Origin of the sequence: Paenibacillus sp. FSL L8-0708, from assembly GCF_038009325.1 — a bacterium.
Classification (GTDB): Bacteria; Bacillota; Bacilli; order Paenibacillales; family Paenibacillaceae; genus Paenibacillus_AQ; species Paenibacillus_AQ odorifer.
The window spans coordinates 6,693,628-6,717,951 of record NZ_JBBPBC010000001.1 but is presented as its reverse complement, the minus strand read 5'-3'; the positions used below and the strand labels follow the sequence as shown (position 1 = coordinate 6,717,951).

Sequence of the window (24,324 nt, the reverse complement as noted above, 5' to 3'; positions counted from 1 at the left end):
TTGCTTAAATAAGGTCATTTCAGTCCGCGCCTTCGCTTCCGGCCACGTTCACTCATAGAACGTTAGCTCGGGGCGTTTTTAATTATGGGATGAAGTATTAATTGTGTGAAATAGACAGGGGATTAAGTATCGTATTGATTTATGAAATCAAATAATTTCACTTAATTTTATTTTCAGTAAATTCATGTTTGTTTTCAGTGTTTTCAACGATGTATCCGCTTTATTTGGGCTCTAAATCTCTAATTTTCACCTGATTTTAGGTCGAATTTATAGGGTACTGCAATCGCTTACAGAGATTTAGAATATAGACATAGAGAGGAGGGGCTTTATGAAAGCGGACACAGTAACTTCTCAAATCCCGCCGGATACCCGAACACGCAACAAAAAGCCTGCTTCAGGAGGACGGTTTTGGAGAAGCTTTAAGAATCAAAAGTACCTATGGATGATGTCGATACCTTTTGTGATCTGGGCATTCGTCTTCAGTTATCTCCCATTATGGGGCTGGACGATGGCTTTTCAAAAGTACAAGCCCGCACGTGGTTTTTTTGAACAAGAATGGGTAGGTTTTGAACACTTTAAGACACTGTTCAGTGACTCGCAATTCCTTCTGGCGCTGCGTAATACGCTGGCGATGAGTGGAATGGGCTTAGTCGCAGGATTTATCTTTCCAATAACGTTTGCAATATTGCTCAACGAAGTGCGTCTTGGCTTCTTTAAAAGATTTGCTCAAACAGTCTCGTATTTGCCCCACTTTGTATCATGGGTGGTTGCAGCGGGGATTGTAACTAAAATGTTATCTGGTGAAAATGGTCTTGTAAACGATATCTTGTTAGGAATAGGATTCATAGACGCACCTATCCAGTTTATGGCCCAGGGCCATCTCTTCTGGGGAATCGTTACCTTATCGGATGTCTGGAAAGAGACCGGATGGAACGCCATCATCTACCTTGCAGCTATCGCAGGTATTGGGCCTGAATTGTACGAAGCGGCCCGGGTAGACGGTGCCAGCAGGCTTCGTCAGGTATGGCATATTACACTTCCGGGTATTCGCCCAACAATTACTGTACTACTCATTATGTCGGTGGGTAATTTGCTCAATATCGGCTTTGAGAAGCAATTCTTGCTCGGAAACAACCTCGTTACCGACTATTCTCAAGTGCTAGACTTGTATTCACTGAAATACGGACTGGGCATGGCGAGATATTCCTACGGTACTGCGATCAATATATTCAACTCAGTGATCAGTGTAATTCTACTGTTTACGATTAATGGAATCTTCAAACGTACAACAAAAGAGAGCCTTCTGTAGCACAGAAGGCCCTTCTACCCAATCGTGGCAGTAAATTGCCCTTTTCATGAAAGGAGAGCGTTACAGTGGGAAATTCAGCTATCACCGGAAAGTCATGGTCAGACCGGATCTTTGATTTCTTTGTATATTTTGTAGTACTGTTCGTGGTTGTAATCACGATTTATCCGTTTTTGAACGTGCTTGCCATCTCACTGAATGATTCAGTGGACAGTGTGCGCGGTGGAGTGACCATCTATCCCCGGGATTTTACCTGGGACAATTACCTAAAGATCTTCACTTTCTCCGGATTAATCACCGGGTTTAAAATATCCGCTTTGCGGACAATTATCGGTACTTTGTTCGGACTGATCAGTGCCTCGATGCTGGCGTTTACGATCAGCCGCCCTGACTTTGCAGGTCGCAAGTTTGTCTCCACATTCTTGGCAATGACCATGTATATCTCAGGAGGAATGATTCCAATCTATATGCTGATCAAGGATCTGCATATGATGAACAGCTTTGCAGTCTATGTATTGCCTGGACTGGTTAGTGCCTTTAACGTCTTCGTTATCCGCTCCTTCATCGACGGCCTGCCATATGCGCTGCAGGAATCGGCGAAGCTGGATGGAGCCAATGACTTTACTATCTACTTCCGCGTTATTCTGCCATTGATGAAGCCAGCGCTAGCAACGATCGCGCTGTTCCTAGCAGTAGGTCAATGGAATGCTTGGTTTGATACTTATCTGTACAATGGTTCAAGCCCTAACTTGACCACATTGCAATATGAATTGATGAAGGTTCTACAGACCACAACCAGTGGTAACGGAGGCGACTACCGCTCCAACATTGCTTCGCTGGCTTCCAATCAGGTCTCGCCGGAGTCGCTCAAAATGGCGATTACGATTGTCGTAACCGTACCGATCCTGTTGGTTTATCCGTTCATTCAGAAGTATTTTGTTAAAGGTATGACACTTGGTGCTGTGAAGAGCTAATCACAGTTTAACGGGGGAGCTTAGTCTCCCCTATGCTTAAAACCTATTGTGTATCCGTTTTCTTTTGGCAAGCTGGGTAAAGTATTAACAGGTCTTCACCTGTGATACGATAGATAAACAATTTTAAGGAGGGTTTATTTAATGGGAAGTAATAGAAAGATAAAAGCCAAAGCTACGGCATTAACGCTCACTTCTATTATGCTGCTCGGTGTGCTTGCAGGCTGCGGCGGTAACAATGGCAACAATGGTAATGCTGCAGCTGGAAATACAGGCGGCAATGCAACTAATGCTGGAAATGCGACCAATGCGGCTGAGGATATTTCCCCGCTCACGATGACCTTCTTCAGTGCAGACCCTAACCCGAACTGGACAGGTATGCAAGATGAAGTTGGTAAAGTGATTACGGAAAAAACGGGAGTAACCCTAAATGCTGAATATGCAGTTGGTGATCCTCAACAAAAAGTAGCCTTGATCGCAGCGAGCGGCGAATATCCGGATTTGATCAGTGCTAAGACTGATGTCAGCAAGCTGGTAGATGCAGGCGCAATGCTTGATCTAACAGACCTGATTGAAAAATATGCTCCGAATATCAAAAAAGTATTGGGCGAAGAAGGCATGAAACGTTCACGTTACAGTGACGATGATCATGCGATTTATGCCATCCCTACCTATGCAGGTGTGGACAACAAATATTTTGATGCTGGTGGCGGATTTGAACTACAGCACCGTGCTGTTAAAGAAGCTGGATATCCTGCAATCAAAACTGTTCAAGATTATGAGAACGTAATCAAGGCTTACCTGGAAAAACATCCTACCGATGAAAATGGTAACAAAAACATCGGCCTGACTCTGAATGCAGATGATTGGTACATGTACATTACAGTAACTAACCCAGCATTTATTACTACTGGTTCTCCTGACGATGGTGAATATGCGATTGATATCGACACCCAAGAAGTAACTTATCACTTCCGTCGTCCGGCTGAAAAAGAATATTTCCGCTGGCTCAACCACATGAACGATATCGGATTGCTTGATCCAGAAAGTTTCGTTCAAAAGTATGATCAGTACAAAGCTAAAATCGCTACCGGCCGCGTTATTGGTTTGATTGACCAAGACTGGGGTTATGGCGATGGAGAAAGAGCATTGAAAGCTGAAGGCAAGCTGGATCAAGGCTATGGACACTATCCTGTAACCTTGTCTGAGGAGTACAAAGAAACTTCCTTCTGGCCTACAGGCTTCATGGGTGGTAACGGAATTGGGATCAGCGTAGATGCTAAAGATCCAGTTCGTGCAATTAAATTCCTGGACTACCTAGCTTCCGACGAAGGTCAAGTATTGGTTAACTGGGGTATTGAAGGCAAACACTACAATGTTGTTGATGGCAAACGTGTCATTCCTGAAGATGTGAACGACCGTAAATATAATGACACTACCAACTTCCAAAAAGAAACTGGTTTGGGTAATGTCGGATCAAACTATGCATTGCTGAGCGCTCACTATGGCGACGGTGTATTGGATCCATCTGGTAACTACTACACAACTCGTTTCCCTGAGCAAGTAACCGTAGGTTACAATGCGGTTGAAAAAGAAACACTTGCTGCTTACAAAGCAACAACTTGGAAAGACCTCTTCCCAAGTGAAGATGAGTTCAAAGTTAAACCTTGGGGCGCAGCATGGAACATCACGATTCCTGGGGATAGCGAAATTGTCGTTCTTGACAACAAGCTGAAGGATATCAGTTGGAAACGGATCCCAGAAGCAATCTTGTCTAAACCAGCTGATTTCGATAAAGTTTGGGATGCTTACATGGCTGAGCTTGATAAAGCTGGTGTAACGAAAGCTGAAGATTTGCGTGAAGAGCTGGTTAAACAACGCGTGAAACTTTGGAATGATTAATTATTAAATTTCGTCTAATCCAATAAAAGCATGAAGATGGCGGGAAGTCCGAACGAAAGTCCGGGCCTCCCGCTGATTGCTTTTCACCGGTAATAACAGGACAGGAGGAATATACATGGGAGAGAGCAAGAACTCCGGACGGCATGAGTTATGGTACAAGCAGCCGGCGGCTGTATGGGAAGAGGCGCTGCCCGTAGGTAACGGCAGGCTGGGCGGCATGGTCTTTGGTGGAATCGAAGAAGAACGGATTCAATTAAATGAAGACACTCTATGGTCAGGTTTCCCGCGGGATAAAGCCAACTATGAGGCACTGCGGCATTTGGCTCCAGCTAAACAGCTAGTTGCAGAGGGGAAATACAAGGAAGCAGAAGCACTGGTGGACGCCAAAATGTTAGGCAGCCGGACGGAATCCTATCAACCGCTTGGAGATTTGCGATTGAAGTTTAATTTTGCAGGTCCTGTAGAGGATTACCGGAGAGAGCTTGATCTGGATCAGGCGTTGGCTACGGTAACCTATACTGCCGGTGGTGTAAGGATCGTACGTGAAGTATTGGCCAGCAGACCGGATGACATTATAGCTCTTCATATCCGTGCTGAGGGGGGGGAGGGCCAAGCTACTCTGCCAGATTTCTGGGCGGATCTGGCATCACCACATCCTTTCAACTCGGAGATTACTCCGGATGGCATGCTGATTATGACTGGCCGTGCCCCGTCGCATGTGGCTGATAACTACGTAGGGGATCACCCGCGTGCCGTATTATATGAAGAGGGGCTTGGCATAAGTTTTGCTGCGGTTATGGAGATCCAGACGGAAGGTGGGACTTGTGTAGCGGAGAACGGCTCGCTGTTGATTTCTGGCGCGCACTCCATTACCCTTCGTCTGGCTGCGGCAACCGATTATGCCGGGTATGACCGGATGCCGGGAAGCGGTGGCAAGCTGCCAGCGGAGTTGTGCCTAGTGCAGTTAGCTTCAGCCTCTAAAGGATACGCAGAGCTTAAGCAGCGCCACTTAGAGGATCATCAATCCTTGTTCCACCGTGTGGAGCTGACGCTTGCATCTGCTGCTTCCCGAGGAGAGCTTCCGACTGATGAGCGCCTGGTACAATACCGCGAAGGACAGGCAGATCCTGAACTGGAAGCGTTGCTGTTCCAGTATGGCCGCTACCTGATGATTGCTGGCTCACGGCCGGGGACGCAAGCTCTGAATCTGCAGGGCATTTGGAATCCCTATATTCAGCCACCATGGAACAGCAATTATACGACAAATATAAACACCGAAATGAATTATTGGCCAGCCGAGTTATGCGGATTGGGCGAATGCCATGAACCTTTAATAGATTTTATCACGGAGCTTAGCGTGGCTGGCAGCCGTACAGCGAGTATTCATTATGCCGCACGTGGCTGGACAGTACACCATAATACCGATTTGTGGCGGATGACTTCTCCATCAGACGGTAAGGCGATGTGGGCTTTTTGGCCGATGGGCGGGGTATGGCTCTCTCGCCATCTATGGGAGCGTTACGCTTTTCGTCCAGATGAGGACTATTTGCGCACAGCTTATCCCATATTAAAGGGAGCCGCATTGTTTTGTCTGGATTGGCTAGTAGAGCTGCCTGATGGAAGATGGACCACAGGTCTGTCTACCTCGCCAGAGAATGTATTTCTGACTGCTGACGGCACACCATGCAGTGTCTCGGCTGGCTCAGCTATGGATTTATCGCTTATCGCTGAGTTGTTCAAGCACTGCATTCAGGCTGCTGATATTTTAAATACCGATGTAGAGCTGCGTCAGGAGCTTATAGAGAAACAGAAACAGCTTGCCCACCAAGGGATCGCACCGGACGGAACTGTCCGCGAATGGAATGAGGATTTTGCTGAACAAGAGCCTGGGCATCGTCATGTTTCTCATTTGTATGACCTGTACCCTGGGAACGTAATTAGCCCTTCCTCCACACCAGAGCTAGCGGAGGCGGCAGCCTTAACACTGAAGAAACGCATAGAACATGGAGGTGGCCATACAGGCTGGAGCGCAGCATGGTTGCTTAATCTTTATGCGCGTCTGAAGGATGGCGAGAGTGCGGTTAGCTGTCTACGTCGCATTTTGCAAGATTCCAGTTTGCCGAACCTGTTCGGAAATCATCCTCCGTTTCAGATTGATGGAAACTTCGGCACTACAGCCGGAATAGCAGAAATGCTTTTGCAGAGTCATCAGGAGGGTCTGGAACTATTACCTGCTCTTCCAGAGGAATGGTCTGAAGGCAGCGTGAAAGGGTTGGTGGCACGTGGTGGCTTTGTCATGACTATAGAATGGAGCGGGGGCTGTTTAACTAGGGCAGAGGTTACCTCGACTCATGGCCGATCCTGCAGAATTGTTCAACACCAGCCTTTGCTCATTCAAAAACCGGATGGTACACAGATTGAAGGAGCGGGGCTGGAATTTGAAACAGTAATAGGAGAGACTTATATCATTACACCCCTAAAGAAATAATTCATATTGATCTGGCTTAGAGGCTGTTCTCAGAGTAGAATTATTCTACAGAGAACAGTCTTTTTTTGCCCAAGTCTTCATTATCTATTAAATGGAGGGTTTTGAATAAGTCTGTAGGAGCCGGAGGATCAGAATAATTATGTGGAAAAAACGCTTCACGTTGGCAAAAGTCATTCTTGGAGGAGTGATTATTTGCGCAGCCATTCCCCCGACATTGTATTGGACCTGGGGGCATGCTTATGCGGCCACGACTTCACCGACCGTTCGTTCTGTGAGTGAAATTGCCCAGAAGCTAACCGGTGCGATGAATAATCGTAGAGAGACTATCACTTTTACTTATGAGGGGAAAACCTCGAATTTAAAAACACAGATACAAACGGGTCTAGATCAAGCGATGAATAGCGATCCCTATTTGTATTACATCATAGACAGCTACGGATACACTTATCGAGGGAGCAAAAGTTCTGTAAAGGTTACGGTAGAAGTGAAATACTTGGAAACGCTGGAGCAGACCGCTTTTGTGAACAAAGAAGTAAAGGCAACGCTCAAGAAGATCATTACACCGGGCATGAATAATCATCAGAAGGTTAAGGCTATCCACGACTGGGTGGTGCTGCGTCTGAAGTATGATACCTCTTATCGTAAATATACGGCTTATGAAGGCCTGAAGAGTGGCAGTGCCGTTTGCCAAGGGTATTCGCTGTTGACCTATAAGCTGCTCAAGGAAGCGGGATTCAGTAATAAAATCGTCGAGGGCACTGCAAAACAGCCGGGAGGACGCAGCCAGTCTCATGCTTGGAATCTAGTGCTGCTCGAAGGGAGATGGTATCATCTCGACACAACTTGGGATGACCCGACACCTGATAAAGCCGGCGTGGTAAGCACCGCGTATTACTTGAAGACGGATGCACAAATGCGTCAGGACCATAGCTGGACGAAGTCTTATCCGGCAGCTTCGGTTGCCTATTATAAGACCTTGTCAGCACTTGTAGAGCGTGGAGGACAGAGCGCCGGGGTGTATAAGCAGCTTCAGAAGGACCTTAATTATGAGCTGTATGCCGAGGAACGGATTGTACGTTCAGCAGCAGATTTAATTCAGCTGGCGAATAAGGCTGTCGCTTCAGGAGAGGGATCTTTATTATTCCGTTATCACGGTAGTGGAACCCAGTTGAAGAATGATCTACAGGAGTTATATAAACTTGGACTAGAGGAAGTGTCTTATTCTAGCACTTCTTTTGATAATACGGGTGATCTAAAAGTGTATGTGATTTGGGAATAGGCAAAGGGCTAAGTAAAATCAGGAGTTGAATATACTAGATTGATTTATATAAAAAGGGATATCCTGCAGCCTTTCAGGCTTCTAGATATCCCTTTTTTGCGGAGTCAGTTTATTCTGGGTGAGTACTAAGATCGCATTTTTCCAAAGGAATAATATTACTCTTGCGGAAGAAGCGATAGCCGGCCCAAATCAAGACGAATAATGGCAGGCTGATATAGGAAACGGCAATACCGTACCAGTCGATGTTTCCACCTGAGAAGGCACCCATATTCTGGCCAAGGATGGCTACCGTACAAAGTACTAAGGCAAATATAGGCCCAAACGGGAACCATCTAGCCCGGTAAGGCAGCTCATCAAGGGAATGACCTTGAGCTATAAAGGCGCGTCTGAAACGATAATGGCAGACAGCGATGCCGAGCCAGTTAATAAATCCACACATACCGGAAGCATTAAGCAACCAGTTGTATACAGCACCATCACCAAAGAATGATGCTAAAAAGGCTAACATACCAACGGCTGTGGTCACGAGCAAAGCACCAACAGGAACACCGCGGCGATTAAGCTTGCCTAGAGCACGTGGAGCCATTCCATCCTTAGCCATAGCGTACAGGACGCGGGTGGAGGCGTACATTCCCGAGTTCCCGGCTGACAATACGGAGCTGAGAATGACAGCATTCATGACGGATGCGGCAATAGCAAGTCCTGCTTTATTAAATACGATCGTAAACGGACTGACTCCGATATCATCAATACCACCGCGCAGCAGATCTGGATTCGTGTAAGGAATCAGCATTCCGATTACTAGTATAGCGAGGATATAAAAGATTAATATACGCCAGAAGACTTGGCGAATAGCAATAGGTACGTTACGGCGAGGGTTCTCACTCTCACCTGCTGCAACACCGATTAGCTCGGTGCCTTGGAAGGAGAATCCCGCAGCCATAAAGACACCGACGAAAGCGAAGAAGCCACCGTGGAACGAGCTGCCCCCGATCTGGAAATTGCTGAAGCCTACGGCTTTTCCGCCCATGATTCCGAAAATCATCAAAACTCCGACAATAAGGAAGGCGATAACAGTAATAATTTTGATAATGGCAAACCAATATTCTGATTCTCCGTATCCACGAGCAGATAGGAAATTAAGACCGAACATCAGCAGCAGGAACACGAGACTCCAGAGAAAGGAGGGACTGTCCGGGAACCAATATTTAATAATGACGGTGGCGGCAGACAATTCTGCTGCAATCGTAACCGCCCAGTTATACCAGAAGTTCCAGCCGATGGCGAACCCAAAAGCGGGGCTGACGAAACGCGTGCCGTAAGTGCTGAATGAGCCCGAATCCGGCAAATAGGTAGCGAGCTCTCCCAGACTGGTCATGAGGAAATAAACCATAACACCAACAGCCGTATAGGCTAGAAGTGCTCCACCGGGTCCGGCTGAAGCGATAGCGCCACCACTGGCCAGGAAGAGTCCAGTACCAATAGATCCTCCAAGCGCAATCATGGTCAAATGCCTTGCTTTAAATGATTTTTTTAGCTCAGGCGGGTTACTTACGTTGCCTTGTGCTAGATTTTGCTGCTTGCCCTGCATGATTTGACACTCCTTATGATCTAATCTTTCAATTCATGAACGGGGAGTGCTGAGCTGCTTCCTCCCGCAGAGCGGGAGAGTGTATTTGGTGGTCTCCATAAGGTTATGGACAAACACTAAATATACAAATTCTGTAAACGCAAAGAAACCGCAGACTATATCTGCGGTTTCCATCTATACAGCTCCGCATCATACTCCCTGTGAAGATAGCGCAACACATTATGACCTGCTGCTTATGCAGGTTATACAATGTGACAGTTCCGTACCTTTCGGCAACGGCCCCAGCCTGCACCGCTGTAAGAGCGACAGTGCAGACTTCGGCAGATATTCCTTTCGACGCGATTCATAGACGGCTCTAACGTCTCCACGCGCGTACTCTTTATATCCGCGACCTCTACCTCATCTTAGTATGACGAGGCTATCTTTACTTCATTCATTTATAAACAACAGGAATTAGTATAAAGCAAGTTCGCAAGTCAAGCAATGACAAAATCCGGTAGGGAATGTTAGCTGCGACGACGCTCTGACATTTGCTGCCAAACGGTACCCGCCGCTGCTTCACCGGAAGCGATACGTTCCAAAGCCATTTTGGCCTGAAGTCCAACCTCGAATTCCGGATCTTCCGCCGCAACTGACAGCGCTTCTTGGGCATCGGATGTGCCCACCTCATAGAGGAAACGAGCTGCGCGCCAGCGGACAAGCTTGCTCTTATCTGTCAGTGCTGCCGTCATCACTGGCGTGGCGGCAGGATCGCCGATGTCGGACAGCGTATCGCCTGCCGTACGTCTCACGGCTGGCGCGCTGTCTGCCATCGCCTCATAGAGCAGCTCCATCGCTTCGGGCGTGCGAAGGTCGCCTAGATACACGACCGCAAGCCTGCGAATATGCAGCTTGGGATCGTGCAGCGCCGCCTTAAGCTCCGGCAGGAGCTCCGCCGTCGGCGTAAGATCCTCCAGCGCGGCGTAACGCACGCGCCAATCCTCATGCTTCAGGTCTCGCAGCAGCTCATCCTGACTGCGGGTTCGTCTCTGCTCGACGAACTCGCCTTCGGCGCCGTGCGCAATGGCTTGCTGCACGAGAGAGTCGAGGCGTTCCTGCGGATACGCCGCTTCGACCTCTTGCTCCACCTCGCGTGCAATCTCCGCGGGCTCGCCATAACGCACGCCGTAATCAGTGAGCTTACGCTCTTTAATCATCACGGCGCTAGCCACATCCATAACCGCCTTCGTGAAGCGGTTTGCTAAGGAGATGCGCTCTTCATTCGCGCCGGTCTTAACGCGGATTTGCAGCGGAATTCCGCGGAACATCTGGACGAAGACTTGAGCTTCGCCGAAATGAGCGCCAGCGTTCTCATCGGCAAGATTCCAATCGTCATTTAAGCCTTCGCTGTTGCCGAAGCGGTTCTGAACTTCTCTTAGAATCGCTGCCCAATCCGCATTGCCCTTGCGTTCGAGCGCTGCAAAGTCAGCAGCATGATAGATGCTAATAACGCCCGGTATCGTTAACATTTCGCGTGCCCAGGCAGGTGCGGAACGTTCACTTTCTGGTGTATAGGTTCTGCGAATTCCAGGTTCCAGACTTTCGTCCAAATGAAGCTTCATCGTATTTGGACTTGGAGTCGGTTCAATAAAAGTAATCTTCATACGTAGCTCCCCCTTGAACGGTATATGCACCGCCATACTTTATACACATATTATCTCATTTCTGGCGTGAAACACAAAAGGGTACTTAGATATTTTGCGGAAAAAGGGCGCACCATTACCAAGTAACTTGTATATTTTGCAAAATACTCTGCCGTTCAATATAGTTGTATTATATTCGCTAAAGTAAAGCATGCTCGGCAAACTTCTAAAGATGAGGTGCTCTATGGCTAAATTTCGCTACAATAACCTCGACAATGTGAGTACCGATAAAACACTTAAAGAGTTTCGTAAGTGGGGGGAGGAACGTCGACGGAAGAAAAAAGATTATTCATATGTAGTGCCAAGTACGCCGCCGAGGTTAGCTTATCTGGCGGAGAATCGCCTGGAGACCACCATTACGTGGATTGGGCATTCAACGTTTTTCCTTCAATATGAAGGGATGAATATCATTACTGATCCAATTTGGGCGAGAAGACTAGGCTTTGAAAAAAGATTAGGGCAACCCGGGATTCCGCTCAGCGAAGTGCCTCCCATTGACCTGATTCTGATCTCGCACTCTCATTATGACCACTTGCATATGGCTTCTATCCGTAAATTATATAGAGCAGGGACAACCCTTGTTGTTCCTATAGGCTTGAAACGAAAGATGCTCCGCAAAGGATTTCATAACTGCATAGAAATGGAATGGTGGCAGGAAAATACGCTAGGTAAAATTAAGCTTACCTTCGTGCCGACTCAGCACTGGACGCGGAGAACGCCTTGGGACACGAATACTTCTCATTGGGGAGGATACATTCTGCAGCCGATCGAATCGGATAGCGACAAGCTGCCTCCTAACCTGTATTTCGCAGGAGATAGCGGTTATTTTCCGGGTTTTAAGGAGATTGGGAGCCGCTATAAGCTTCATGTTGCACTCATGCCGATTGGAGCTTATGAACCGGAGTGGTTCATGACCTCGCAGCATGTAACCCCTGAAGAGGCTATACAAGCATTTGTAGATGTTGGAGCGGAGACCATGATTCCGATGCATTACGGCACCTATAGACTTGCTGATGATACGGCCCGGGAAGCGCTGGATCGGATGGAAAGTGCCCGGCTTAAACAGGGTATTTCTGAAGAACGAATCCGTACGCTCAGCTATGGCGAAACGCTTATTATACAACCCGAGAATCGCATAACTGGACAATAATTGAAAAAATTCCTCCTAACTGGCGACCTCTGTACAGCAGCTGGAATAACTTTAGTATTGGAGAGAACAGCTGAAAAGGCTATTTTACGGGCTTTTTGCTCTCTATTTATGCTATAATGAGCCGAAACCCTAAGTGAAAAGGATGGTAATGCGTAATGATTAGCACAAGCGGCGTAACACTCCGCTACGGAAAACGCGCTCTCTTTGAAGATGTAAACATAAAATTCACCCCTGGTAACTGCTACGGTTTGATTGGTGCCAATGGTGCCGGTAAATCAACCTTTCTGAAAATTCTGTCTGGTGAGATCGAAGCAAATACCGGTGAGGTACATGTTACACCGGGCGAACGTCTCGCAGTACTCAAACAGAACCATTTTGAGTATGATGAATTCCCAGTACTTGAGACCGTAATTATGGGTCATACACGTCTTTATGAAATTATGAAAGAAAAGGACGCGCTTTATGCGAAGTCCGATTTCACAGAAGCGGATGGCCTGCGTGCAGGAGAGCTTGAAGGTGAGTTCGCTGAGCTTAACGGCTGGGATGCTGAGCCAGATGCAGCTGCCATGCTGATTGGTCTCGGAATTATGCGTGAACTGCATGACAAAAAAATGGCCGAACTGAGCGGCAATGAAAAGGTACGGGTACTCTTGGCGCAAGCCTTGTTTGGCCGTCCAAATAACCTGCTGCTAGATGAGCCTACCAACCACTTGGATCTCGAATCTATTGGCTGGTTAGAGAACTTCCTCATGGACTATGAAGGTACTGTTATCGTCGTATCCCATGACCGTCACTTCCTGAATAAAGTATGTACGCATATTGCGGATATTGATTTTGGCAAAATCCAGATGTACGTCGGCAACTACGACTTCTGGTATGAGTCCAGTCAGCTTGCGCAAGCTTTGCAGCGTGATTCGAACAAGAAGAAGGAAGATAAAATCAAGGAATTGCAGGCATTTATCCAGCGTTTCTCGGCCAATGCTTCCAAGTCTAAACAAGCGACATCACGTAAGAAGCAACTTGAGAAAATTACACTGGACGACATTCGTCCGTCCAACCGTAAATATCCGTTCCTTAACTTCAAACCAGAACGTGAAGCGGGTAAACAATTGCTGACAGTCAGCGGATTGTCCAAAGCGGTTGAAGGTGAAAAGCTTCTTGATGAAATTAGCTTTGTAGTAAATAAAGGGGATAAGATTGCTTTTGTAGGCCCTTACTCCCAGCCTAAATCACTGCTGTTTGATGTGATCATGGGTGAGCAAGAAGCGGATGCGGGCGAATATACATGGGGAGTAACTACAACTCAAGCGTATTTCCCGAAAGACAACTCCAGCTATTTCGATGGTGTGGAAATGAATCTTGTAGAATGGCTACGCCAGTATTCAAAAGATCAGGACGAAACTTTCCTGCGTGGATTCTTGGGCCGTATGTTGTTCGCCGGAGAAGAAGCACTGAAGAAAGCAAGTGTGCTGTCCGGGGGCGAGAAGGTTCGCTGTATGCTGGCCAAAATGATGCTCAACGGCGCGAACGTGCTTGTGTTCGATGAACCAACCAATCACTTGGATCTGGAATCCATCACGGCACTGAATAACGGGCTGATCGATTTCGATGGCACGATTCTATTCACTTCCCATGACCATCAGTTCATCCAAACCATTGCTAACCGCATCATCGAGATTACACCTACAGGTGTAATTGATCGCTCCATGAGCTACGATGAATATTTGGAGAATCCAGAAATTAAGGAAATGCGCCAGCGCATGTATCCTGTAGAAGTATAATATTTAATTTCCGCTATGCGGAAGGAATCCATGAAGCAGCTACACTAATCCTTTTAGGATCAGGGTAGCTGTCTTTATAATTTCAATTTTGAAAAGTTATTAACAAGTAGAATTCTACGGGGTGTATGCGGGGTTTCCAAGACAGGAGTCTTTAGCCCTTAAGGTTTCCCAAAGCGCATGTTTTCAGCTGGCTAATCGTACATTAAAGAGAAGCAATTATGAATTTGAAGAGTTCTAATCCATCCTATCAGGCAGGACGAACGTATAAACGGCTGCGTTTCCCCGAGGGATTCGCAGCCGTTTATGTTTAAGTATAAGTAAATACTAAGATCCGCCAGTACGACGGCGTTGGTTGTTAGGCTTTTTGTTATTTTGGCTTTTTAGCGGTTTGGCGGAACCGGCCTGAAATGTGGATCCAGGCTTGGAGGAAGATTGTTGCTTCTTCTGTTCCAGTTTTTTACGGATAGCTTCCGCTAAGTTGATTTTTCCTTTATCGTTGCTTTCGCTCATTATGATAACCTCCTTCGAAGCAAGTCCTTACACTTTATTCTAATTGTTTTTAAATGCTGCCACAAGGGCAAGAATAATTGAAAGAATTCTTTTCCGTATTTTAAATAATCGGGGAAAAGAGGGGGAGCCAAGAATGACTGATATTTACGAAGATATACGTAAAGGTGAACGAGGAGCTTGGGTGAGCATAGCGGCTTACCTCATCCTATCATCATTCAAGCTGGTTTGTGGTTATTTATTTGCATCCAGCGCACTCGTAGCGGACGGGGTCAACAATTTAACAGATATCGTAGCATCCATAGCTGTACTGGTGGGGTTACGGATTTCGCGGAAGCCACCTGACTCTGACCACGCTTATGGGCACTTCCGGGCAGAGACCGTAGCGGCGTTGTTGGCTTCTTTTATCATGGCGGTAGTGGGCCTTCAAGTGATTGTGGAGGCGGTGCGTTCCTTTTTCGATCGTACAAAAGAAACGCCGCAGCTCTGGTCGGCAGGGGTGGCTATTGTATGTGCAGTAGCTATGATGGGGGTATACATATATAACAAAAGACTGGCCAAACAAATTAACAGTGGAGCACTTATGGCAGCGGCTAAGGATAATTTTTCGGATGCAATGGTCAGTGTTGGAGCCGCAGTTGGGATTGTGGGTGCACAGTTTGGTTTGCCATGGATTGATTCCGCAGCAGCTGTTCTTGTCGGACTCATTATCTCCAAGACCGCTTGGGATATTTTTCGTGATTCGACCTATCGGCTTACCGATGGCTTTGATCAAGATAAATTGATGGATCTACGCAGTACGATTGCACGAACGCCGGGAGTAGAAGATATTAAAGATGTGAAGGCACGGGTTCATGGTAATCATGTGCATGTGGATGTTGTAGTGGAAGTGGATGCGAATATTTCTGTGACGGAAGGTCATGAAATAAGTGATTCCATCGAAGAAAGAATGAGCAAAATGCATAATATTATGAATGTGCAGGTGCACGTGGAACCTAAAAAATAAATCACGAAATGCTATATTAAGGAAAAATAACACATATTCAAGGAGAAATCGAGACTTTAGACCTGTGTGTTACCATAAAGTGGCATGATTATATGTGAAATTTGGAGCATGTTCCAAATCCCGGGCAAGCCTATAATGAGGGCATAAAGGAATAATGTAGTACAATCCTTTATTGAAATCTCATCATGGAATTTGGGGGAACGTATGATCAAATCACATAAGCAAATTACAGCATCTTTGTTAGTATCTGCTGCAATTGTTGCAGGTTTAGGAGTATCTGCTCCTGGACAAGCAGCGGCAGCCTCAAGTTCATCTAATTCAGTTACAGTAGCTTCAGCCGTACAAACAGGTGTGATCGAGGCTAGTGTTCGCCTTCGTAGCACCCCTTCTAATGACGGAGAAATAATGAAGTACTTGCAAAAGGGAGATCAAGTGCAGATCCTTTCGCAGCCGAACAGCTATTGGTACCAAGTAAAAACGGCTGATGGTTCAGTGGGTTATACAAGTGCAGGAGATAAGTATATCAGCGTATCCTCTGCTTCAATAACGACACCATCGGCACAAACTGGCACCATTAAGTATGGTGTGAATCTTCGAGTTTCACCTTCAACAAGCGGGAAAATAATGAAGCTTTTGAATAAGGGAGAAAAAGTAGAAGTTCTGGCGCAGCCTAACAGTTACTGGTATCAAGTTAAAGCGGCGGATGGTAGCATCGGATATATAAGTTCAAGTGAACAATATAGTACACTTTCAGGAAACGGTGGGGGATCTGGAACGGTAACACCAACGCCTACACCCAATCCACCTATAACAACACCGGGGGCTTCAGCCCAAATCGAACGGGTAATTGCTGCGGGCATGGGATATCTAGGAACACCTTATGAGTATGGCTCCAGCAGAAATGATACAAGCACCTTTGATTGCTCGGACTTCATCCGGCAAATTTTTATGGATGCGACCAATCTCAAATTGCCAGCGGATTCCCGTCAACAGGGAGATTGGGTGAAGGCGAATAGTACAGTGGTTACGTCTATTTCCAATTTGAAGCGCGGCGACTTAATGTTCTTTATGGATTATAAGGGGAATTCAGCTTCTGCTTATGAGGGGATCGATAAATCTACGGCTAGAATATCGCATGTTGCTATGTATCTAGGAGATGGACAAGTTCTACAAACTTATTCCGTAGCTTCAGGCGGGGTAAGAGTAGATAAACTAAGCGCTTCTTGGATGAATCGTTTTCTCTACGGAGGTTCGGTCATTCGCTAAATATATGAAAATGCAGGAAGCGACAGCATCGCATGTTTGTGACGGGTGAACGATGGCGGGCGTACGCGCAAGAGGGCTATCCTTTTAGTAGAATTCTCTACTGAAGGGGTAGCTCTTCTTGTTTATCTGTTCGGAATATGTACTCTCCACATAAAAAAAGGGCAGTACCATCGGCCATTTTCGTGGCTCTTGGGACACCCCTTCTTCGCTTATTGATTAATTAAGGCAAAATGACATTGGCTGATACAGGAACCTTAACCCATGCTTTTCCTAGCCAAGTGTAAATTTCTCTCCATTCATTACCCCAAGTATCCGAAATGACTTCACCAGTTGTATCAAGAGTCTGAACGCCAAGCCAGCCTGCTGGAATTATACCTCCGACTGAAAAGTAGAAAGGTGTTTTCTCAGTCAGCACTATTTGCGGTGTAGCTGGACTCATATCCGCTGGAGTAATAATGGTTTCAAAAGAATTGCTGTAAGTGCTTCCAGTAACGTTTGTAGGAGCCGTAGTAGTTTCTGTTACTTCAGCTGCTGAAGCTGTAGCGGCAATGGAAGCCATAAGTCCTAAGGCTACTGTAAGGCTGGCGATTTTTTTCATGTTTGGTTCCTCCTGTGGGGGTTGGATGTATTTTTTTCCAAAAGCGCTGTTTGTTAATAAGCTAGTAAACGTAATTGATGCGTGATGAACCACCCATTCAACATTTCTTATTTTCTCAAGTGACATCCGTGCAGGAATGACCTATACTTTCTGCATGATGAATAAGATATATGGATAGATATGGGAGGGATACGAAAGTCACACCATTGAAATGAGGGGCTACATTGATCTACCTCTGCGTCCCGTGAAGAGAGAAATTACAAACAGAACCAGGAAGACGAAGAACAGGATCTTAGCAAGACCAGCAGCGGCAGCTACTAGGTTGAAGAAACCAAAGATTCCGGCGATTACTGCGACTACAAGTAGTATTGCGGACCATTTTAACATTACATATCACCTATCCTTTTTTGATTAATGTAGTCATTGTATAAACGGGGGCTTTGATTTTGAAACAAAAGGGAAGAGGGACTCTTGACAACGCTCGACAAGATGTTTCGGCTTATGGGACCAGGGGTAACTATGCAGTATACAAGGCTGATTAGCCGATATTTATGAGATATGGAAGGGGTTATGAATATGATCATTGAACTTAGTGTAGCACTCGTCGCAATTGCATTCGCAGTACTTGTTTTCTTTTTAATTAAAACTTTAAAGTCGGCAAAGGATTCACTCGACAAAGTCAGCCAAACCTTGGTGGAAGTACAGAAGACGATGGATGAGCTTACTTATGAAGTGAAAACGACGGTCAGACACGCAAATGAAATCACTGCCGATGTACAGCATAAGATTCAGAAGATTGACCCAGTCATCGATTCTGTCAAGAATCTGGGTGATGTCATGAATGAGTTGACCTTAACGGTCAAACAAGTGTCAGTCACAGTGATCGAGAAATATCGTAAATCGCGTGAGCTGAAGGAGAAGAGTAAGGAAGTCTCTATAAAAGAAGCTCCGCTAACTCCTGCTGAAGAACGTACTGTTAACTCCTATGATGCCATTTATGCTGAGAAGTCACCGGGAAAAATAGCTACAGTGCTAAAAGGTGTAGACGTAGCTGCAACTCTTTGGAAGAAATTTCGTCATTAAGCATAAGATAGTAAAGCTTCTGTAATCGGTGGCTGCAGATAAGAAAGGTGGGACACAACATGAACATGATGATCCTTTTATTTGGTCTTCTTTTCCCATACTTTGATGCGTCTCCACAGTTGGTGCCTATCTCTACTTTTATTGAACAACCTAAGTCGGTTCTCGCATTTGAACATGTTTCAGAATCCAGCCCATATATAAATCGCTTTGATTCTCTGCAAGGTGTCGCTTTATACACTACAAAGGAAGAACTGCTTCTGACCAAAGGCAATCCGCTTGCGGTGACAAATGATTCATTGCTAGAGACAGTGGAGTACCACTATGCAGATGTGACAGTGGGTGTGGGCGAGGGTGTTGTACTTTATGTGCATGTTGCACCTCCGCAAGCACAGCAGTTCGGTTTATATGTAGATGGCGTAGAAATCGATCCTTTAACAGATAATCTGCAAGATACTTTGGGCAAACCGTATTTTATAGCCGAAGATGGGGATGTATACCTGAGAGGGAATAATGCACTCAAAATATATCGAAATTTGGCGGGTGAATTTGAAGGAATTGATTTATTTGATAGTATTTCGTCCTAATGTGTTTCATATTTGAGCAAATTGGTTAATAAACATAGGCTGTCTTTAGAATAGAGTAACCTCCAGAACCACTAGGTATAGTGGGGCTGGAGGTTACTTTGCTGAATACGTAAATTGATCCTATGACTATATTTACATATTATGAAAATAGAAATAACACTGTAAAATAGCGTATGATATAGTTAATAGGTTTGCAGAATTTTACGGTCGTAATACTATTCGTGTGAGGTGAAGATGATGAGAATCTTAATCGTGGATGACAATCCGACTAATGTTATCATTATCCGTGAAATCCTGAAAAAAGAAGATTACCGAAATTTCGTAACCGCATCCTCTGCCAAAGAGATGCTGGAACGGCTTGGAATCGGTTCGGGGAGTGAAGATGGACGTCCCCGGATGTCAGATATTGATCTGATTTTACTGGATATGATGATGCCAGAAATGGATGGGATCGAAGCATGTCGTGTTGTGCAGCAATACGAACATCTTAAGGATATTCCAATAATAATGGTTACAGCTGTAGGCGATTCTAAGAAATTGGCCGAAGCGCTGGATGCAGGTGCAGTAGATTATGTTACGAAACCTATTAATAAAGTGGAGCTAATGGCCCGGATTCGGCTTGCTCTGCGGTTGAAACGTGAGAAAGATTGGCATAAGGAACGGGATCAGCGGATTCAGGAGGAATTGAGACTGGCTGCACTCGTGCAGAATGCTGTACTCAGCCTACCCCTGCAGGAAGAGAATTTCGAGGTGCATGCTATCTATCAGCCTTCCTCTGAATTGGCGGGTGATTTATATGCCTGGTATCCCCTTGGGGATGGCCGATATGGCGTAATCCTCCTGGACATTATGGGACACGGTATATCGTCCTCTCTTTTTTGCATGTTCCTTGCGTCAGTATTAAAGGATACGGTAACTACCTATGTAGAGCCGGAAAAGGTAATTCAGGAACTCAATCGAAGGTTTAACCAACTTTATATTGAGAAAAAGCTGATTCAATATTATTTTACGACGATTTATCTTGTGATCGACACTCGTATAAAGCGTATTGACTACGTTAACGCCGGGCATCCACCTGCGCTATTTTTTGAGGGCGCAGCTAAGACTCCGGTCTTGCTGGAAAGTAATTGTCACCCTGTAGGCCTGTTTGAACGGATTGATATTCAGCCTCAGAGCTTGACCTACGAAGATGAAGGGCATTTGGTTCTCTATACAGATGGTCTGCTGGAGCTGGTTGAGGGTGAACAGGAAGAGCAGCTGAAGTTTATGATTAAGCATTTAAATGTTGAGCATGAATGGAAGGAAGAAACTATACGGGCTGCTTTTTTCAATGCTGATGTTCCTAAAGAGCGTGACGATGACAAATGTATAGTGTGGATCTCACTGAAGAAGGGAACAGAATGAGGATGAAAATAAAGGCTAAACTCTTAATTGGTTTTAGTGCGATGCTGGCGATTATGCTGGCACTTACTATGATTGGATACGATCGTTTGGATTATATGAATGGTCAGCTTGAGGGTTACCAGGATAGATATATGAAGGGGCGCTCTTCTTCAGGTATGCGTGGAGAAGTGAATGATATGGCGCGCATATTAACGACGACCATGTTAAGCGCGGATACATCAACGGTAGAATCACAAAAAAAAGAGATTGATAAAAAAATAGCTAAGGCGAATGAGCACTACGACAAAATAAAAGAATCAATGACTAGCGCTGAAGAGATGCAGATCGTTAATCAAATTGATGATTCTTATACGATCTATCTAAATTATCAGGAAAAAATATTGAAGCTGCTATCAGCTGGTTATTTCCAGAATGCCAGCACGTATTCTAACACAGAGGGACAAGCGATTCAGAATGCCGTGTTAAATGCTCTGAACAGTCTCTCTGATTATAATGCCTTTATTATGAATGAAGAGAGCGCAAAAGCTAAAGATGCCTATCAAAGCTCTACTCAGATGGTCATCTTGATGATGATTGTGGGCCTGCTACTTGGACTTGGAGTTGTTCTATGGATCATTCCAAGCATTACGCGGGGGCTTAATGTCGTTTCGATGATGATTACCAGCTTTGGCAACGGCAGAATTCGGGCCATAAGGCGCATAAAGGTTACTTCGAAAGATGAGATTGGTGAGGTTGCCCTTGTCTTTAAGAAAATGGCGTTAGATCTTGAAGAGAAACAGCAAATGGAACAGGCTTATGCACAGGCACAGAATGATCAATCCTGGCTGAATGCAAATGTTGCTCAGGTGACAGAACTTCTCCGGGGGGTTAGCTCATTGGATCAGGTCTCACAGACCTTTATCAACGAGTTCACCCCTGTGCTCGGAGCCCAGTTTGGAGCTGTGTATTTGAAGGATGCTAATCGTCCCGATTTTTTACGAAGCAGTGGTTATTATGCAGTAGATAACGATAAGAAACCAAAGGAAGGTTTTTTGATTGGAGAAGGGCTTGTAGGACAAAGTGCGCTTGATATGCACCCAATCAGATTGGAGCGGGCTCCTGAAGATTATATCTCCGTGAAATCCGGCTTTGTGGATTCACAGCCAGGATATATTTCCATTCATCCGCTTATTTTTGAAGACGAGCTGCTCGGTGTAGTAGAATTCGCTTCATTCCAGCCATTTAGCAGTTTGAAAAATGATTTGCTGCAACAACTTGCGAATAATTTAAGCATTATTTTCAATAATATTAGTCGTCGTCTGATTGTAGAGAAATTACTGCGTGAGTCACAAGCACTTACGGAAGAACTGCAATGTCAGTCAGAGGAGCTGCAGACTCAGCAAGAAGAACTGCGTCGTTCTAATGAGAACTTGGAAGAGCAGACGGACGCGCTTAAGCGTTCAGAAGAACTGCTGCAACGTCAGCAGGAGGAACTGGAGCATTACAATACGGAACTCGTCGCCAAGACTCGTGCACTAGAGGAGCAAGTGCAGGAGGTTGAGGAGAAAAAAGATGAAATTGAGCATGCTAAGGTTCAGCTAGAGAAACAGGCTATGCAATTATCCGTGACTAGTAAATATAAATCGGAATTTATGGCGAACATGTCCCATGAATTGCGGACGCCGCTTAACAGTCTGCTGATCTTGTCTCAGCTGCTTACTGAGAACAAGGATGGTAATCTAACGGAGAAACAGGTTGAATTTGCCCATACGATTTACATGTCAGGTGCTGACCTGCTTAAAATGATTGATGAAATTCTCGATCTATCCAAGGTTGATGCAGGAAAAATGGAACTGAATCATGAAGAAATTAAACTGACTGAGCTGAAAAGCTTTGTGAAGCAGAATTTTGCTCCGCAGGCGATCAAAAAAGGACTCTCCTTACGGATAGCCTTTAACGAGCCGCTGCCAGATAGCGTAATTGCCGATAGTCACCGGTTGAAGCAGGTTTTAAGAAACCTGCTTTCCAATGCCTTTAAATTTACAACCGAAGGTTTTATCGAGTTTTCAGTTAGCCCGGCAGATAATAATCTCTTGCCACTAAATCTGCCGAGTGATAATGAATATATTGCTATTGCTGTGAAGGACAGTGGCATTGGTATTCCGGCTGACAAAACAGATATTGTATTCGAAGCCTTCCAGCAAGTAGACGGAACAACCAGCCGTAAATATGGAGGCACGGGGTTGGGATTGTCGATCAGCCGTGAATTGGTTCGTATAATGGGTGGAGCTATTGTGCTCGAATCCCGTGAGGGACAAGGCAGTACCTTCACTTTATATTTGCCGGTGAAGGCAAATTACAGTAAACAACGTGCAGAAATAGAAGCTGCGGTGTCCAAAGAGGATTCCACATATGATGAATATATTGGAGACATGCTTCCAACCTTAGTGCCAGCAGCCGTTAACGTACCCCTTCCACAACTGACAATTGAGGATGATCGTGACAATTTGACGGCGAATGACAAAGTCCTGCTTATTATTGAAGATGATGAAAGCTTTGCGAAAATCTTGTTAGACATGGCTCGTGGGCGCAGATTTAAAGGTTTAGTAGCGCTTCAAGGCGATATAGGACTGCAGATGGCAAAAACTTATTTGCCAGATGCGATCATTCTCGATATACAGCTGCCTGTAATGGACGGCTGGACCATCCTTAGAGAGCTGAAAAGTGCATCTCAGACCCGTCACATTCCTGTTCATGTTATCTCAGTGAACGATGAAGTGAAGCAAGGATTAATGATGGGAGCTATGGCGTATCTTAGAAAACCATCTTCAAGAGAAGCATTGGAGCGGGCTTTCTCACAAATTGAGAACTATACGTCCAGCACAGTGAAGTACCTTCTGATTGTTGAAGACGATGAGATTCAACGTCGTTCCATTATGGAATTGATCGGTCACGATGATGTAGCTATCACCGCGGTATCAACCGGCAATGAGGCACTGATGGAGCTGCGCAAGCAGAGATATGATTGTATGGTTCTGGATCTTATGCTTGGGGATATGAACGGCTTTGAATTGCTGGATCAGATTCGTGATGATGAAGAATTAAATGATCTTCCTATTATTATTTATACAGGTAAGGATTTAGATAGCAAAGAGGAGACACAGCTCCGCAAGTATGCTGAATCCATAATTATTAAGGATGTTCGTTCTCCGGAACGACTACTGGATGAGACAACGTTGTTCTTGCACCGGGTAGAAGCCAATCTTCCTGAAGATAAACGTAAAATTTTGCAGAAGCTGCATAACAAAGAAGAGTTATTCGAAGGGAAGAAAATACTGCTCGTCGATGATGATATTCGTAATGTTTTTGCACTCTCTAGTGTACTGGAAGAATACCACATGGAAGTGAAGTTTGCGGAGAATGGACGTGAAGCGCTGGAAATGCTGGTAGAGCAAGAAGATTTTGATCTCGTGCTTATGGATATGATGATGCCGGAAATGGACGGATATGAAGCTATGCGCCGAATCCGTGAAATGCCGCAATATCAGAAACTGCCTATTATTGCGCTTACCGCCAAAGCAATGAAAGAGGATCGCGCCAAATGTATTGAAGCGGGAGCTTCTGATTATATGAAGAAACCGATCGCAACAGGTCAACTTCTTTCGTTAATGCGTGTCTGGTTGTATTCGTAAACTCAAATTTGGGGTAATACCTTTTTAAGAACTAACATGACTAGAATTACGGTGT

At 45.4% G+C, this 24,324-nt stretch carries 18 protein-coding genes and 1 riboswitch; of the genes, 13 read left to right on the top strand and 5 right to left on the bottom strand.

The features are described from left to right. The first annotated feature begins 328 nt into the window (after positions 1-328). From NYE58_RS31475 to NYE58_RS31455, 5 genes are all read left to right on the top strand, one after another. On the top strand, positions 329-1,309 hold the full coding sequence (locus NYE58_RS31475; protein WP_076100584.1) for an ABC transporter permease: 981 nt from the start codon (positions 329-331) through the stop codon (positions 1,307-1,309). A gap of 65 nt (positions 1,310-1,374) precedes the next feature. After that, a complete protein-coding gene (locus tag NYE58_RS31470; RefSeq protein ID WP_076128700.1) occupies positions 1,375-2,280 on the top strand; it encodes a carbohydrate ABC transporter permease in 906 nt (301 codons plus the stop codon). Positions 2,281-2,421: 141 nt separating this feature from the next. Further along, positions 2,422-4,179, top strand: coding sequence for an ABC transporter substrate-binding protein (locus NYE58_RS31465; protein WP_080742630.1), 1,758 nt, complete (start codon positions 2,422-2,424; stop codon positions 4,177-4,179). 115 nt (positions 4,180-4,294) lie between these two features. Further along, complete coding sequence (locus tag NYE58_RS31460) at positions 4,295-6,667, top strand: glycoside hydrolase family 95 protein (RefSeq protein ID WP_076277148.1); 2,373 nt, start codon at positions 4,295-4,297, stop codon at positions 6,665-6,667. Positions 6,668-6,806: 139 nt separating this feature from the next. Beyond that, positions 6,807-7,946: a transglutaminase domain-containing protein gene (locus tag NYE58_RS31455; RefSeq protein ID WP_076219967.1), complete on the top strand. Its 1,140-nt coding sequence runs from the start codon at positions 6,807-6,809 to the stop codon at positions 7,944-7,946. Between the two features lie 109 nt (positions 7,947-8,055). Here NYE58_RS31455 and NYE58_RS31450 read toward each other — a convergent pair whose 3' ends face one another. Then, positions 8,056-9,537 (bottom strand): amino acid permease, encoded by a 1,482-nt coding sequence (locus tag NYE58_RS31450; protein ID WP_076219968.1) that lies wholly within the window; start codon positions 9,535-9,537, stop codon positions 8,056-8,058. A 199-nt stretch (positions 9,538-9,736) separates the two neighbouring features. Then, a riboswitch (Lysine riboswitch) is annotated at positions 9,737-9,942 on the bottom strand. A gap of 101 nt (positions 9,943-10,043) precedes the next feature. After that, positions 10,044-11,180: a virulence factor gene (locus NYE58_RS31445; protein ID WP_076128692.1), complete on the bottom strand. Its 1,137-nt coding sequence runs from the start codon at positions 11,178-11,180 to the stop codon at positions 10,044-10,046. Between the two features lie 223 nt (positions 11,181-11,403). Between NYE58_RS31445 and NYE58_RS31440 the strand changes: the two genes are divergently transcribed. Together NYE58_RS31440 and NYE58_RS31435 are read left to right on the top strand one after the other, a co-directional pair. Next, positions 11,404-12,369, top strand: coding sequence for an MBL fold metallo-hydrolase (locus NYE58_RS31440; RefSeq protein WP_341003851.1), 966 nt, complete (start codon positions 11,404-11,406; stop codon positions 12,367-12,369). Positions 12,370-12,524: 155 nt separating this feature from the next. After that, positions 12,525-14,150, top strand: coding sequence for an ABC-F family ATP-binding cassette domain-containing protein (locus NYE58_RS31435; RefSeq protein WP_036680232.1), 1,626 nt, complete (start codon positions 12,525-12,527; stop codon positions 14,148-14,150). Between the two features lie 324 nt (positions 14,151-14,474). Here the strand turns inward: NYE58_RS31435 and NYE58_RS31430 are convergent, their stop codons facing one another. Then, the gene (locus tag NYE58_RS31430) at positions 14,475-14,660 is read right to left on the bottom strand and encodes a hypothetical protein (RefSeq protein ID WP_036680230.1); all 186 of its coding nucleotides are present in this window, start codon (positions 14,658-14,660) and stop codon (positions 14,475-14,477) included. A gap of 133 nt (positions 14,661-14,793) precedes the next feature. Here NYE58_RS31430 and NYE58_RS31425 point away from each other — a divergent pair, with 133 nt between their 5' ends. Together NYE58_RS31425 and NYE58_RS31420 are read left to right on the top strand one after the other, a co-directional pair. Next, positions 14,794-15,663, top strand: a complete 870-nt coding sequence (locus NYE58_RS31425; protein WP_076219969.1) for a cation diffusion facilitator family transporter — start codon at positions 14,794-14,796, stop codon at positions 15,661-15,663. Positions 15,664-15,867: 204 nt separating this feature from the next. Beyond that, positions 15,868-16,929 carry a C40 family peptidase gene (locus NYE58_RS31420; RefSeq protein WP_076277151.1) on the top strand — a complete coding sequence of 354 codons (1,062 nt, stop codon included), beginning with the start codon at positions 15,868-15,870 and terminating at the stop codon, positions 16,927-16,929. Between the two features lie 220 nt (positions 16,930-17,149). Here the strand turns inward: NYE58_RS31420 and NYE58_RS31415 are convergent, their stop codons facing one another. Continuing rightward, entirely contained in the window at positions 17,150-17,527 is a 378-nt protein-coding gene (locus tag NYE58_RS31415) for a hypothetical protein (protein ID WP_076220907.1), read from the bottom strand. 219 nt (positions 17,528-17,746) lie between these two features. Continuing rightward, positions 17,747-17,914: a DUF1328 domain-containing protein gene (locus NYE58_RS31410; RefSeq protein WP_036680225.1), complete on the bottom strand. Its 168-nt coding sequence runs from the start codon at positions 17,912-17,914 to the stop codon at positions 17,747-17,749. A gap of 189 nt (positions 17,915-18,103) precedes the next feature. Here NYE58_RS31410 and NYE58_RS31405 point away from each other — a divergent pair, with 189 nt between their 5' ends. From NYE58_RS31405 to NYE58_RS31390, 4 genes are all read left to right on the top strand, one after another. Beyond that, positions 18,104-18,610 (top strand): DUF948 domain-containing protein, encoded by a 507-nt coding sequence (locus NYE58_RS31405; protein ID WP_036680224.1) that lies wholly within the window; start codon positions 18,104-18,106, stop codon positions 18,608-18,610. Between the two features lie 59 nt (positions 18,611-18,669). Further along, positions 18,670-19,194 carry a hypothetical protein gene (locus tag NYE58_RS31400; protein ID WP_076277152.1) on the top strand — a complete coding sequence of 175 codons (525 nt, stop codon included), beginning with the start codon at positions 18,670-18,672 and terminating at the stop codon, positions 19,192-19,194. Between the two features lie 237 nt (positions 19,195-19,431). After that, complete coding sequence (locus NYE58_RS31395; protein ID WP_076128679.1) at positions 19,432-20,598, top strand: SpoIIE family protein phosphatase; 1,167 nt, start codon at positions 19,432-19,434, stop codon at positions 20,596-20,598. Between the two features lie 2 nt (positions 20,599-20,600). Beyond that, the gene (locus NYE58_RS31390) at positions 20,601-24,269 is read left to right on the top strand and encodes a response regulator (protein WP_076128810.1); all 3,669 of its coding nucleotides are present in this window, start codon (positions 20,601-20,603) and stop codon (positions 24,267-24,269) included. The last annotated feature ends 55 nt before the right edge of the window (positions 24,270-24,324 follow it).

Bases quoted from the DNA above. Each gene is read 5' to 3' on its own strand.
- NYE58_RS31475 (WP_076100584.1), top strand. From the start codon at position 329: ATGAAAGCGGACACAGTAACTTCTCAAATCCCGCCGGATACCCGAACA.
- NYE58_RS31465 (WP_080742630.1), top strand. From the start codon at position 2,422: ATGGGAAGTAATAGAAAGATAAAAGCCAAAGCTACGGCATTAACGCTC.
- NYE58_RS31460 (WP_076277148.1), top strand. From the start codon at position 4,295: ATGGGAGAGAGCAAGAACTCCGGACGGCATGAGTTATGGTACAAGCAG.
- NYE58_RS31455 (WP_076219967.1), top strand. From the start codon at position 6,807: ATGTGGAAAAAACGCTTCACGTTGGCAAAAGTCATTCTTGGAGGAGTG.
- NYE58_RS31450 (WP_076219968.1), bottom strand. From the start codon at position 9,537: ATGCAGGGCAAGCAGCAAAATCTAGCACAAGGCAACGTAAGTAACCCG.
- NYE58_RS31445 (WP_076128692.1), bottom strand. From the start codon at position 11,180: ATGAAGATTACTTTTATTGAACCGACTCCAAGTCCAAATACGATGAAG.
- NYE58_RS31440 (WP_341003851.1), top strand. From the start codon at position 11,404: ATGGCTAAATTTCGCTACAATAACCTCGACAATGTGAGTACCGATAAA.
- NYE58_RS31435 (WP_036680232.1), top strand. From the start codon at position 12,525: ATGATTAGCACAAGCGGCGTAACACTCCGCTACGGAAAACGCGCTCTC.
- NYE58_RS31430 (WP_036680230.1), bottom strand. From the start codon at position 14,660: ATGAGCGAAAGCAACGATAAAGGAAAAATCAACTTAGCGGAAGCTATC.
- NYE58_RS31425 (WP_076219969.1), top strand. From the start codon at position 14,794: ATGACTGATATTTACGAAGATATACGTAAAGGTGAACGAGGAGCTTGG.
- NYE58_RS31420 (WP_076277151.1), top strand. From the start codon at position 15,868: ATGATCAAATCACATAAGCAAATTACAGCATCTTTGTTAGTATCTGCT.
- NYE58_RS31415 (WP_076220907.1), bottom strand. From the start codon at position 17,527: ATGAAAAAAATCGCCAGCCTTACAGTAGCCTTAGGACTTATGGCTTCC.
- NYE58_RS31410 (WP_036680225.1), bottom strand. From the start codon at position 17,914: ATGTTAAAATGGTCCGCAATACTACTTGTAGTCGCAGTAATCGCCGGA.
- NYE58_RS31405 (WP_036680224.1), top strand. From the start codon at position 18,104: ATGATCATTGAACTTAGTGTAGCACTCGTCGCAATTGCATTCGCAGTA.
- NYE58_RS31400 (WP_076277152.1), top strand. From the start codon at position 18,670: ATGAACATGATGATCCTTTTATTTGGTCTTCTTTTCCCATACTTTGAT.
- NYE58_RS31395 (WP_076128679.1), top strand. From the start codon at position 19,432: ATGAGAATCTTAATCGTGGATGACAATCCGACTAATGTTATCATTATC.
- NYE58_RS31390 (WP_076128810.1), top strand. From the start codon at position 20,601: ATGAAAATAAAGGCTAAACTCTTAATTGGTTTTAGTGCGATGCTGGCG.